The organism is Mesorhizobium sp. M1B.F.Ca.ET.045.04.1.1, assembly GCF_003952465.1.
GTDB classification, from domain to species: Bacteria; Pseudomonadota; Alphaproteobacteria; order Rhizobiales; family Rhizobiaceae; genus Mesorhizobium; species Mesorhizobium shonense.
Genome location: NZ_CP034448.1, coordinates 4,893,594 through 4,905,969 on the forward strand (window position 1 = coordinate 4,893,594; position 12,376 = coordinate 4,905,969).

The 12,376-nt window shown below is 64.4% G+C and carries 12 protein-coding genes; 6 read left to right on the forward strand and 6 right to left on the reverse strand.

Annotation, left to right across the window (positions count from 1 at the left end):
• Positions 1-340 precede the first annotated feature (340 nt).
• Together parC and EJ071_RS24105 are read left to right on the forward strand one after the other, a co-directional pair.
• On the forward strand, positions 341-2,596 hold the full coding sequence (parC, locus tag EJ071_RS24100) for a DNA topoisomerase IV subunit A (RefSeq protein WP_126100099.1): 2,256 nt from the start codon (positions 341-343) through the stop codon (positions 2,594-2,596).
• A 256-nt stretch (positions 2,597-2,852) separates the two neighbouring features.
• On the forward strand, positions 2,853-4,052 hold the full coding sequence (locus tag EJ071_RS24105; RefSeq protein WP_126100100.1) for an AI-2E family transporter: 1,200 nt from the start codon (positions 2,853-2,855) through the stop codon (positions 4,050-4,052).
• Here EJ071_RS24105 and EJ071_RS24110 read toward each other — a convergent pair.
• The 3 genes from EJ071_RS24110 to EJ071_RS24120 all read right to left on the reverse strand — a co-directional run bounded on the left by EJ071_RS24110 (position 4,040) and on the right by EJ071_RS24120 (position 6,429).
• Complete coding sequence (locus EJ071_RS24110) at positions 4,040-4,936, reverse strand: DMT family transporter (protein ID WP_126100101.1); 897 nt, start codon at positions 4,934-4,936, stop codon at positions 4,040-4,042. The two genes, EJ071_RS24105 and EJ071_RS24110, sit on opposite strands and share 13 nt — an antisense overlap.
• Before the next feature lie 119 nt (positions 4,937-5,055).
• Positions 5,056-5,820 carry an arginyltransferase gene (locus EJ071_RS24115; RefSeq protein ID WP_126100102.1) on the reverse strand — a complete coding sequence of 255 codons (765 nt, stop codon included), beginning with the start codon at positions 5,818-5,820 and terminating at the stop codon, positions 5,056-5,058.
• A 138-nt stretch (positions 5,821-5,958) separates the two neighbouring features.
• Positions 5,959-6,429, reverse strand: coding sequence for an RDD family protein (locus EJ071_RS24120; protein ID WP_126100103.1), 471 nt, complete (start codon positions 6,427-6,429; stop codon positions 5,959-5,961).
• A gap of 198 nt (positions 6,430-6,627) precedes the next feature.
• Here EJ071_RS24120 and sthA point away from each other — a divergent pair, with 198 nt between their 5' ends.
• Positions 6,628-8,016 (forward strand): Si-specific NAD(P)(+) transhydrogenase, encoded by a 1,389-nt coding sequence (sthA, locus tag EJ071_RS24125; RefSeq protein WP_126100104.1) that lies wholly within the window; start codon positions 6,628-6,630, stop codon positions 8,014-8,016.
• Between the two features lie 172 nt (positions 8,017-8,188).
• Here the strand turns inward: sthA and EJ071_RS24130 are convergent, their stop codons facing one another.
• Positions 8,189-8,848 carry an alpha/beta hydrolase gene (locus tag EJ071_RS24130; protein WP_126100105.1) on the reverse strand — a complete coding sequence of 220 codons (660 nt, stop codon included), beginning with the start codon at positions 8,846-8,848 and terminating at the stop codon, positions 8,189-8,191.
• A gap of 292 nt (positions 8,849-9,140) precedes the next feature.
• Between EJ071_RS24130 and opgC the strand changes: the two genes are divergently transcribed.
• The gene (opgC, locus tag EJ071_RS24135; protein ID WP_245460353.1) at positions 9,141-10,328 is read left to right on the forward strand and encodes an OpgC domain-containing protein; all 1,188 of its coding nucleotides are present in this window, start codon (positions 9,141-9,143) and stop codon (positions 10,326-10,328) included.
• A 7-nt stretch (positions 10,329-10,335) separates the two neighbouring features.
• Here the strand turns inward: opgC and EJ071_RS24140 are convergent, their stop codons facing one another.
• Complete coding sequence (locus EJ071_RS24140) at positions 10,336-11,415, reverse strand: substrate-binding domain-containing protein (protein WP_126100107.1); 1,080 nt, start codon at positions 11,413-11,415, stop codon at positions 10,336-10,338.
• A 178-nt stretch (positions 11,416-11,593) separates the two neighbouring features.
• On the opposite strand from EJ071_RS24140, the gene EJ071_RS38680 reads away from it, so the two are divergent.
• Positions 11,594-11,737 (forward strand): hypothetical protein, encoded by a 144-nt coding sequence (locus EJ071_RS38680; protein WP_189521197.1) that lies wholly within the window; start codon positions 11,594-11,596, stop codon positions 11,735-11,737.
• Positions 11,738-11,793: 56 nt separating this feature from the next.
• Entirely contained in the window at positions 11,794-11,931 is a 138-nt protein-coding gene (locus EJ071_RS38685; RefSeq protein WP_189521199.1) for a hypothetical protein, read from the forward strand.
• A gap of 49 nt (positions 11,932-11,980) precedes the next feature.
• On the opposite strand, the gene EJ071_RS24145 is transcribed toward EJ071_RS38685, so the two are convergent.
• Complete coding sequence (locus EJ071_RS24145; protein ID WP_126100108.1) at positions 11,981-12,355, reverse strand: DUF423 domain-containing protein; 375 nt, start codon at positions 12,353-12,355, stop codon at positions 11,981-11,983.
• Positions 12,356-12,376 lie beyond the last annotated feature (21 nt).

Consider the following 12,376-nt stretch of genomic DNA (forward strand, 5'->3'; position numbering starts at 1 on the left):
TTTGTCGAAAACGGCGACGAAAAGCAAATGCGGGCCGGCACGCTTTGCACGGTGCGGTGAATTTGTCATGAAGACCGCGGCTCTCCTGCGCCCGTTTGCATGCCCAGATCGCATTGCATGCCCGGATAGAGGGCGCATGTAACAGATTGATGTTGGCCGGCATCCCCGCTTGCAGCCGATGCCTGTTGCAGATGGGCGGCAAACTGGAATGTTCGCCCTGCCGCTTCCGTGAAATCCTTCACATCACCGGGTGCGGCTTTGCGGACCACATTGCGCGACGAATCCGCCGACTTCCAACCCGGCGCTTGCCGCGAATCACCCGCTCGGCTAGTCCAAATCCATGGGAAAAAGGCATTTGCCGCCTGAAGACAATGACGGCGGCGACAACATCGAACCGGTCGACCTGAAGGAAGCGCTTGAGAAGCGTTACCTCGCCTATGCGCTGTCGACCATCATGCATCGGGCGCTGCCGGATGTGCGCGACGGACTGAAGCCGGTCCATCGCCGCATCATGCACGCCATGCGGCTTTTGCGGCTCAACCCCGACCAGGGCTTTGCCAAATGCGCCCGCATCGTCGGCGAGGTGATGGGTAAGTTCCACCCGCATGGCGACCAGTCGATCTACGATGCGCTGGTGCGCCTCGCGCAGGAATTCTCGATGCGCTACCCGCTGGTCGACGGGCAGGGCAATTTCGGCAACATCGACGGCGATAACGCCGCCGCCATGCGCTACACCGAAGCGCGCATGACGGAAGTGGCGACCGAGCTGCTTGCCGGCATCACCGAGGACGCAGTCGACTACCGGCCAACCTATAACGAAGAGGACGAGGAGCCGGTCGTTCTGCCCGGCGCCTTCCCGAACCTGCTTGCCAACGGCTCGTCCGGTATCGCGGTCGGCATGGCAACCTCGATCCCGCCGCACAACGCCGCCGAGCTTTGCGAGGCCGCGCTGCACCTGATCGAGCATCCGGACGCGCCGGTGGCCAAGCTGATGGATTTCGTCCAGGGTCCGGATTTCCCGACCGGCGGCATCATCGTCGACAGCCGCGCATCGATCCTCGAAGCCTATGAGACGGGCCGCGGCGGTTTCCGCATGCGCTCCAAATGGAGCCAGGAGGACCAAGGCAGGGGCACCTGGAGCATCGTCGTCACCGAGATCCCCTATGGCGTGCAGAAGGCCAGGCTGATCGAGAAGATCGCCGAGCTCCTGATGGCGCGCAAGCTGCCGCTGCTCGAAGACATCCGCGACGAGAGCGCCGAGGACATCCGCATCGTGCTGGTGCCGAAAAGCCGCACGGTCGACCCCGGCATCCTGATGGAATCGCTGTTCAAGCTCACCGAGCTCGAGAGCCGCTTCCCGCTCAACATGAATGTTCTGTCGCGCGGCAAGGTGCCGAACGTCCTGTCGCTGAAGGGCGTGCTGAAGGAGTGGCTCGACCACCGCCGCGACGTGCTGATCCGCCGCTCGAGATATCGGCTGGGCGAGATCGAGAAGCGGCTGGAAATCCTCGCCGGCTACCTGATCGCCTATCTCAACATCGACGAGGTCATCAGGATCATCCGCGAGGAGGATGAGCCCAAGCAGGTGATGATGGCCCGCTGGTCGCTCACCGACAACCAGGCCGAAGCCATCCTCAACATGCGGCTGCGCGCCCTGCGCAAGCTCGAAGAGATCGAGATCCGCAAGGAATATGACGGCCTCACCGAGGAGAAGAAGCAGATCGAGGCCCTGCTGGCGTCGGACGTCAAGCAATGGGCGACGATCAAGTGGGAAGTCACCAAGGTCCGCGATCAGTTCGGCCCAGAGACCGAGCTCGGCAAGCGCCGCACCCAGTTCGCCGACGCGCCCGAGCATGACCTGACCGACATCGCCCATGCCATGATCGAGCGCGAGCCGGTCACTGTCGTGGTGTCCGAAAAAGGCTGGCTGCGCGCCATGAAGGGTCATCTGACCGATCATTCGCAGCTTGCCTTCAAGGAGGGCGACAGCCTGAAGCTCGCCTTCCATGCCCAGACCACCGACAAGATCCTGGTCTTCACCACGGGCGGCAAGTTCTACACCATCGGCGCCGACCGTTTGCCGGGCGGGCGCGGCCACGGCGAGCCGATCCGCATCATCGTCGACATGGAGAACGACCAGGACATCGTCACCGCCTTCGTCCACGATCCGAAGCGCAAGCTGCTGCTCGTCTCCTATGACGCCAACGGTTTCGTCGTTTCCGAGGACGAGGTCGTCGCCAACACCCGCAAGGGCAAGCAGGTGATGAACGTCAAGGCGCCGGACGAGGCCAAGCGCTGCATTCCGATCGCCGGCGACCATCTCGCCATCGTCGGCGAGAACCGCAAGATGCTGGTCTTCCCGCTCGCCGAGATCCCGGAGATGGCGCGCGGCAAGGGCGTGCGCCTGCAAAAATACAAGGACGGCGGCGTGCTGGACCTGAAGACCTTCACGCTGGAAACGGGGCTCACCTGGCAGGACTCTGCCGACCGCACCTTCACCAAGTCGCGCGAGGAACTGGCCGAATGGATCGGCGCCCGCGCCGCCGCCGGCCGCATGGTGCCGAAGGGTTTCCCGAGGACGGGGAAGTTCGGGTAGCGCCAAATCTCCCCCCCTCGAGGGTCCCTCGAGGGGAGGATGTCGCCGAAGGCGACAGAGGGGGTCGGTTCGTCCTGGCTCTACCCCCTTCGCCAGCGGAGAAAGTTGGCGCTCCATGCGCGGCGACCCCCTCTGGCCCGCCGGCCATCTCCCCCTCAAGGGGGTGAAACCATTCATTTGGACTATCGTCACGATTGCTGCACTATGATGGTGCATAAGCATCCATCGAATTGCCGGGCAGGGGAGAAACGCCGGGTTGAAGCGGGCTGAAATCCAGAAGCCGGGGCAGCGTCTGTTCGGTCTGTCGACGCCGCTCAGGGCAGCCGTCATCCCGCCGCTTTCGGCGGCGCGCTGGCTTCTGGTGCTGATCGTCGCCGCCGGTGTCTATTTCTTCCACGGCTTCCTGTTCCCGGTGCTGGCGGCGCTCGTCATCGCCTTTGCCAGCTGGCCGCTCTACCGCAGGCTGCTCGTCGCCGTCGGCGGCAACCGCACCATCGGCGCGACGCTGGCCATCCTGTTCATCCTGACCTTCCTGGTGGTGCCGATCGCCCTTGCCGGGACCTATGCCATCAACGAGCTCCGCGAATGGGTGGTGTGGGCGATCGAGACCAACCGCCACGGTTCCGCCACGCCGCAATGGATCGCCACCATGCCGGTGATCGGCGAGTGGCTGAACCAGCAGTGGACAACCAATCTCGGCCATCCCGGCGGCATCGGCGAATTGATCCAGATGGTGAGCGGCTCCAACATCGGCACCATCTACCGCGGCGCGCTGGCCGCCGGCGGCAGCGCCTTCGGCCTGCTGCTCACGCTGCTCTTCATGCTGATCGCGCTGTTCTTCGCCTATCGCGACGGCGAAGCTTTCGCGGCACAGGTCGATCGTCTCGGCGAGCGGATCCTGCCGACGCGTTGGGAGCGGATCTCGCGCGTCGTGCCGGCCACCATCTCATCGACCGTCACCGGCATGACCGTCATCGCCATCGGCGAAGGCCTCGTGCTGGGCGTCGCCTACTGGCTGGCCGGCGTGCCGTCGCCGGTGACGCTTGGCGCGCTCACCGGCATCATGGCGCTGATCCCGGGCGGCGCGCCGCTCTCCTTCACGCTGGTGTCGATCTATCTCGCCGCCAGCGGCAAGTTGTTTGCCGGCATGGCGCTGTTCATCTGGGGCGCGGTCGAGCTCTTCATCGTCGACAAGACGTTGCGTCCGAAGCTGGTCGGCGGGCCGATCAAGCTGCCGTTCCTGCCGACCTTTTTCGGCCTGATCGGCGGCGTCAAGACAATGGGCTTCCTTGGCCTCTTCATCGGCCCGGTGCTGATGGCGCTGCTCGTCGCCATCTGGCGCGAATGGCTGCGCGAGGTCGAGATGATGGACGAACAGGCGCCTGCCGGTGCCGACGAGAACGGACCGCCACGGATCGAGGCGGCGCCCGAAGCCAGGAAAATTCAGGCCGGGTAACCGACCGCAAGGGCGGCGCGGCGCTTGCGCCCCTCATGCAATTGCCACAGCGAATGCGCGACCAGCGTCACGATCAGGATCGTGCCGCCGATCAGGCTGTTGCGCGTCGGCGTCTCGGCAAAGATCAGCCACACCCAGACCGGCGCCAGAACCGTCTCCAGCACATAGAACATCGCCACCTCCGGCCCTGAGATGTATTTCGGTCCGTTGGCGAGGCAGAAGAACGAGATCGGCATGATCACGGCGCCGTTGAAGATGATCCACCATGGCTGGTTGACGTGAAAGCCTTCGCCCGAGACCATGAAGACGGCGACCGCCAGCGGCAGGATGACGCCGACGAGCGCGGTGAAGCCCATATCCTTGCCGCTGGCGCGCGAGATGGTGATGGCGATCGCCACGAACAGCGCCGAGCACAGCGCCATGAAATCTCCGAACAGATGCCCGGTGCCGACCGAGCCGCCGACGATGATCAGCACGCCGAGGATCATCGCCAGCATCGCGATCACCGTCCCGAGCCGGGGCCTTTCGCGCAGGAACAGCCATGACAGCAGCGCCGCGAACACGGTGTTGAAGGCGAGGATAAAGACGAGGTCGGCGGTCGAGGTGTGATAGACGGCGGTGACGAAGGTGACGCCGGTGAGCCCGTAGCACAGAGCCACGGCAAGTCCCGACCAGCCCGGGATGAGTTGTGGCGCATTGCCGCGCAACGCGCGCCAGACGGCCCAGATCGCCAGCGCGGCGACGAGCGTGGTGCCGGTGCGCAGCATCATGATGGTCCATGGGCTGCCGTCGGCGAGCCGGATCAGCGGAATGTCGACGGTCAGCGTCAACCCGCCGATGGCGGTGATCAGCAGGCCTTTCTGGTGGTCATGGTAGGAAGACATGATAGGTTTCGCAATGGTTTGCAGACGGCTGGCTTGATGGCACACTCGTCCATCGAGTGGCGGAAACACCAGCTTCCTGCCCCTTGAAACAGTTTAAGGTTGGGCTTTGGAAAAAATGGTCAGCGACTGACCGCTTCGTGGTCGTAGCGTTCCCAGCCTTTCGGGCCGAGATGCTCCTGCGGCATGAAGCGCATCTTATAGCTCATCTTGCGCGAGCCGTTGACCCAGTAGCCGAGATAGACGTGGGGCAATCCCATCGCCTTGGCGCGGGCGATGTGGTCGAGGATCATGAAGGTGCCGAGCGAGCGGTCGTCGAAATCGGGATTGAAGTAGGAATAGACCATCGACAGCCCGTCGGCCATCTTGTCGGTCAGCGCCACCGCGATCAATTCTCCGTGGCCCTTGCCGGTGATGAAGGTATCCGGGCCGCGGCGCCGGTATTCGATGATCTTGGTATCGACATGCGTGTCCTCGACCATCATCGCATAGTCGAGCACCGTCATGTCGGACATGCCGCCGCGCCGGTGGCGGGCGTCGAGATAGGCGCGGAACAGCGAATATTGCTCGGTCGATGGCTGCGCGTCATGCATTGCGCCGATCAGGTCGGCATTGCGCTGGATGACGCGGCGCATGTTGCGGCTGGCGGTGAATTCCTGCGCCAGGATGCGCACCGACACGCACGCCCGGCAGGACTCGCAGGCAGGCCGGTAGGCGATGTTCTGCGAGCGCCGGAAGCCGCCCTGGGTCAACAGGTCGTTCATCTCGGGCGCCTTGTCGCCGACAAGGTGCGTGAACACCTTGCGCTCGAACTGGCCCTCCAGATAGGGGCACGGCGACGGCGCGGTCAGGAAGAACTGCGGCGACTGGGTCGGATGCTGCGTCATCGATCCTTGGAAACACTCCTGCGAATCGCCCTACCTTTGGCCCGGCCGGCGAAAAATTCAACAGGATTGTGCGGCCGCGGCCGGCCCAGGCTGTTCATATTCTAGCACAACCGGCGCGGCGACGGCGCGCCGGCACCGTCAGAGGTCGGTGCGCGTGACGACCGTGCCGAGAAGCAGGTCATGCAGCGTGCGCTTGCGATCGGAAAACAGCGTGACCAGCAGCACCAGCGGCGTCAGGATGACGTTGGCGGCCCAGAACAGCACCGAATGCACCACCGCGGTCAGGCCGTCGATGCGCGTGCCGTCGAGCTTGTCGAGCCGGATGCCCATCATCTTCATGCCGGTCGTGGCCTGGTCGCGGCTACCCAGCGTGTTCCAGATGTAGAGGATGGCAACCGCTGGAACCAGCACGGAAAACAGCGCCCAGCCGAGACCGAAGGTCAAAAGCCCGAGCACAGCGACCAGTATCGCGAAGGGGATGGTGAGCACGGCAACGATGAAATAGTCGAGGATGAAGGCGAAGACGCGCCTGGTGCGCACGCCGCGATAGGCGCGCGTATCCTCGAACCTCGTGGTGATGATCTCGCCGTCAAGCACGCGCGTGTTCATGTCATGCCCTCGTAACAGGCCGGACATAGGTGTCGGCCATTCGCCACTGAAATGGTGAAAGCCGATGGCGGAATCAAGGTCGAAGGCTCGTGATGCATGCTCGGCAAGCCGTGGCGAGCGCGGTTGCGGCGGTTGAATTCATGGCGCGGATCGCGTTAGCTTGCTGCGGCGCAACAAGACGCCGAGGGGAAGGGGAATATGGACTACGACATGCTTGTCATCGGCAGCGGCCCCTCTGGGCGCCGCGCCGCGGTGCAGTCGGCCAAGCTTGGCAAATCGGTACTGGTGGTCGATAGGGGCAGGCGTCTCGGCGGCGTCTCCGTGCACACCGGCACCATTCCGTCCAAGACGCTGCGCGAAACGGTGCTCAACCTCTCGGGTTGGCGCGAGCGTGGCTTCTACGGGCGCGGCTACCGGGTCAAGCAGGACATTTCCGTCAGCGACCTGGTCGAGCGCTTGCACAAGACACTCGACCACGAGGTCGAGGTGCTGCAGCATCAATTCATGCGCAACGCGGTCAAAAGCGCGCGCGCCACGGCCAAGTTCCTCGGCGCCAACAAGGTCAGCCTGACGACCGACAGTGGCGACTACAGCGAGGTCGGCTTCGCCAACGCGCTTATCGCCGTGGGCACCAGGCCGCACCGGCCGCGCGACGTGCCTTTCGACAAGACGCGCATTTTCGACAGCGACGAGATGCTGGAGCTCGACCGGCTGCCGCGCACGCTGACCGTCATCGGCGCCGGCGTCATCGGCGTCGAATACGCGACCATCTTTTCCGCGCTCGACGTGCCGGTGACGCTGGTCGAGCCGCGCAACACTATCCTCGATTTCGTCGACCGCGAGATCGTCGACGACTTCATCCACCAGATGCGCGACCGCGGCATGACCATTCGGCTCGGCAGCACGGTCAAGGAAATCGCCTCCAAGCCAGACTATGCCGAGGTGACGCTTGCCGACGGCCGCACCATCCGCTCCGAGATCGTTCTCTACGCTGCCGGCCGCAGCGGCAATCTCGGCAGCCTCGGTCTCGACGTGGTCGGCATCGAGGCGGACTCCAGGGGGCGCATAAAGGTCGATCCGAACACGTTCCAGACCAGCGTGTCCAACATCTACGCTACCGGCGACGTCATCGGCTTCCCGAGCCTGGCCTCGACCTCGATGGAACAGGGCAGGGTGGCCGCCTGCCATGCCTTTGGCGTGGCGCTGCCGCCGCCGCCGGAAACTTTTCCGTACGGCATCTACGCCGTGCCGGAAATCTCCACCGTCGGCCAGTCGGAGGAGCAGGTGCGCGAGAGCGGGATCGCCTATGAGGTCGGCGTCGCGCGCTTCCGGGAAACCTCGCGCGGCCACATCATGGGCGTCAACTCGGGCTTCCTGAAGCTGCTCTTTTCGGTCGAGACGCGCCGACTGCTCGGCGCCCATATCGTCGGCGAGGGCGCGACCGAGCTCATCCATATCGGCCAGGCCGTGATCAATCTCGGCGGCACGGTCGACTTCTTCGTCAACAACACTTTCAACTACCCGACATTGGCCGAGGCCTACAAGATCGCCGGCCTGGATGCTTGGAACCGGATGGGGCAGGGGTAGGACGTGCCCGGCTGAGCTCCCAGCCGCTTCTGAGGGGGCGCGTTCCGATCGCAGCGGCTCCTAAAGCGCGTCGCGCTGAAACGGATTCAGGCGACGCGCTTTAAGTCTTTGTTTTTATGCATGTCGTTTTCGCAAAACCGCTGCGCACTTTTGCGCGACATGCATTAAGCCGTCAGGCAGCCCGCGCAGGCCCTGCAAGCCACTGCCGGGCGATCGCTGCGTCCGCGTCGCCGAACTCGTGGCCCGCAGCGACGATGCGCGCATCGACCTCGGCGCCGCGCGCGCTCAGCAGCGTCACCAGCGACGGGGCGAAGGGGCCGTAGGTCTGGTCGGCCGCGCCGGCGATGACCAGCACCCGCGTTCCGGCGAGGTTGGTTGCCGGCGCGTCATCGAGCACCGGCATCGCCCTGAGCAACGCCGCCTGCCTCACCAGCCCGGGGTGAAGCAGCATCAGCGTGGAAATCAGATTGGCGCCGTTGGAATAGCCGAGGAAGGTCGCGCGCCCGAGGTCGAGCCCGTGGCGTCGCGCGGCTTCGGTTGCGAATTGAGCGATCGCGGCCGTTTCCACGCGGATGCTCGACTGGTCGAAACTGGTCGGCGTGATTCGCTCGAACCAGCGGAAACCGTCCTCTTGGGCGATGCGGCCGCGCGCCGCGACGAGCACCGCGCGCGGCGCGATCTGCCTCGCCAGCGGCACCAGCGTCGTTTCGTCCACGCCCGATCCGTGCAGCACGAAAAGGCATTCGCCGCTCGCATCTGCCGGTACGGTCAAGCGATAGGGGAAAGGCAGATCATGGCGCAGCACGCTGTTTTTGTTGGCATGTTCGGACATGATCACATCCTTTTGATTTTACGGAGATTTCGCTGATTTGCCGGCTTCAAAACGGAATGTTTTCAAGTTCCGCGAAAGTTGATTGAACCGGGCGCATTTCAGACCGTTTCTGCGCCGATACACTCCCGACGGGAGGAATCGAAGCGGTGCGTCGGGGGTCGCATTGCTGGAGATGAAACACCAGCTCTGAGGCCTTTTGTCGATGACCATCCCCGTTTCTCAGCGCGACCCGCGTATCCATGATTGCGATACGCGTATCAAAGATCGCGATACGCGTATCAACGATCGCGACATGCGTATCAACGATCGCGATACGCGTATCAAAGATCGCGATACGCGTATCGACGTGCTGCGCGCGCTCGCGCTGCTCACCATTTTCGTCGACCATGTGCCGGGCACCGTCTTCGAAAACCTGACCTACAAGAATCTCGGCTTCTCCGATGCGGCCGAGGCCTTCGTGCTGATCTCCGGCATTTCGGTGGCGCTCGCCTATGGCAGCAAGTTCAAGCCGGGCGGCAGGCTGCTGGCGACGCTCAAGATGTGGCGGCGCGCTGGCGTGCTCTATGTCACCCACATCGTCATCACCATGGCGGTGATCGCGATGTTCTGTGCCGCGGCGGTGTTTGCCCACCGGCCGGAACTGTTGAAGATGATCAACATCGAGCCGCTGATGAAGAACACGCCGGAGGTTCTGCTCGGCATCGTCACGCTCGGCCATCAGCTCGGCTACAACAACATCCTGCCGGTTTATGCCGCGCTGCTTCTGGCGGCGCCGGCCTTTGTGCTGTCCGTCAGCTACAGGCCCGCGGCGGCGCTGACGGTGTCCGGCCTGCTGTGGCTGGTTGCCGGCATCTGGCAGATCGCGCCGCCCAACTATCCCGAGCCGGGTCTGTGGTTCTTGAACCCGCTATCTTGGCAGTTCCTGTTCAACATCGGCCTTGCCGCCATGCTGCACGTCAAGCGCGGCGGCGCCATTCCCGTAAACCGGTGGCTGGTGGGTTTCGCCGGCGTCTACGTGGTCGGCGCGGCGGTCTGGGTGCACAGCCCATTGTGGGGTCATATCACCTGGTTCGACCTGCCGGTGGTGATCGGCGGTTTCGACAAGACCTTCCTGTCGCTGCCGCGATTGCTGCATATCCTTTCGGTCAGCTACCTGGTCGTCGCCCTGCCGGCCGTGTCGAACCTCTTCCGTGCCAGGCCCGACAACCCGCTGGCGATCCTCGGCAAGCGCTCGCTGCCGGTGTTCGTCGCCGGAACGGTGATCGCCATGGCGGCCCAGGTGCTGAAGCTGATCAATCCGGGCGGCCTCGCCTATGACACGCTGCTGATCGCAGCCGGCATCGCCATGCAGTTCGCGCTGGCGCTGTATCTCGAATGGCTCGCCGGTCTCGGCCCGGCCCGCGCCAAGCCGGCGCGCGACGAGATTGCGCGCCCCACGTTTGGCGCGCAGCCTGTACCGGCGAGGGTTGGCGGCTACTGAGGGCTTGTCAGGTTCTCGGCGCCGGGCCGGTGGAGGCCCTGACGACCAGCTCGACGCCCATCGTCTCGCGCCGCACCGCGCCGTCGAAGTCGAGGATCATGCGCGCGGCCCGCCGGCCGATCTCCGTGATCGGCTGGGCGATCGTGGTCAGCGGCGGGTCGCAGAGCGCGCCGTCCGGCACGCCGTCGAAGCCGACGATGGAAACCTCCTGCGGCACCTTGAGACCTCGCTCGGTCAGCCACTCGATGGCGATGAGGGCCATCCTGTCCGACATCGCCAGGATGGCGGTCGGCCGCTCGCCGCCGGCAAAGATCGCCTCGAGCCCGGCTCTCGTGCTCTTCTCCTCGTTCTCCGTCTCGTAGACCGGGATTTTCGCCGTATCGATGCCGAAACGGGAGAGTTCCTCAAAATAGCCGGCAAGGCGGTCACGCGTTCCGGTGTAGAGCGCGCTCCGCACGATTTCCGGTGTGGCGAAGCCGGTGCGACCGTCGGCAAAGGCCAGCGACAGCACCGCGAAACGGCGATGGCCGAGCTCGGCAAGGTGGCGCGCTGCGAGCCTGGCGCCGGCGACATTGTCGACGCCGATCGCCGAGACTGTTTCGTCCTCGAAGCCGAGCTCCAGCGCGACGAAAGGCAGCCTGCGCTCGCGCGTCAGGTCGACGAGGCGCGAGCCGCCCTCGATGCAAAACAGGATGAAGCCGTCGACCAGCGCGCTCTGGATGTTCCAGGCAAGCTTTTCCTGGTTGGCGGCCGAAACCAGGGCGATGCCGGCGCCGGTGGCGTCGCAGGCTTCGGAGATGCCGGCCATCATGACGCGGGCGAAGGGATCCTCGAAGAAATAGGAGAGCGGCTCGGTCGTGCCGACGCCGATGGCGTTGACCTTGCCCGCCCGCAGCAGGCGCCCCTTAGGGTCGGGGCCGGCATAACCCATCGCCTCCGCCACCGCCTTGACCCGCTCGCGCACTTCCGCGCGCACGATCTCCGGGCGACTGAAGACGTTGGAGGCCGTGCCATGCGAGACACCAGCCGCCTTGGCGATGTCCGCCAGCCGGATGGGTCGTGCTTGGCCTTCGATGGGTGATGCCATGTCGTTCCTCCGAATCCGGTCACACAGCGAACATGACCGCGGAATGGTTGCCGGTCATCTAACATTTTTCTTGGATCGATTCAAATTTTTGCTTGACTCCAGTGGTGTGAGGCATATGACTTGAATCGATCCAAGTTTGCTTCGACGATTGGGAGCAAAGTTCGAGAAGGAGGGTGCCATGCATCCGGTCAACTATCTGTTTGAAGACGTCTACCGCAACGATTGGGGCATTGCCTCGGTCGCGCGGAGCGAGCGGCGCCGCGGCAGGGCAAGCCCGTGGAAGCGTGAGCCGCGCTTCATCGTGGAGCGCAAGAGCGCCTGAAAAATCAGCCTTTTTCGCATCGATCAATTGGATCGATTCAATTCAAGGAGCCAGTCATGCATCCGATCAGCCATCTTTTCCAGGACATCTATCGCAACTATTGGGGCATCTCGCCGGCGACCGACCGGCCGGAACGGCCGCGCGCGGCCGAGCCGGCGACGCGCAAGCGGAGACTGCGCCCGGGGCGCCGGTAATCCCGGCGCGTCCCCGTGCTCGACGGCCTCACCGATGGAAGAGATAGGTCTAGGACCGTGGACGCAACAGCGCCGAGACCGCGATCGCCAGCCAGCCGGCGATAAGTAGCGTGCCGCCGATCGGCGCCGACATCGGAAACAGCCGCGAACCCAGGAAATCCCGGGCGAGCAGGTCGCCCGAGAACAGCAGCAGGCCGACGAGCAGCGCCAGGCTTGCGATCCGGAGGCACCGGTTGCCGCCGATAAGGCCGATGGCGAGAAAGACCGGCGCATGCATCAACAGGAAGGATGCGGCCGTGCCGGTGAAGGCGCCGCCGCGATGCGCGGCCGCCGCTGACAGCGCCACGCCTGCCGCGCCGACAAGGCCGCCCGCCAGCACGAGGACAGGGCTGCCGCCGTTTGAGGATTGCCCCGCAAGGCTCATTTCGATGCTCCGTGTTCGGCA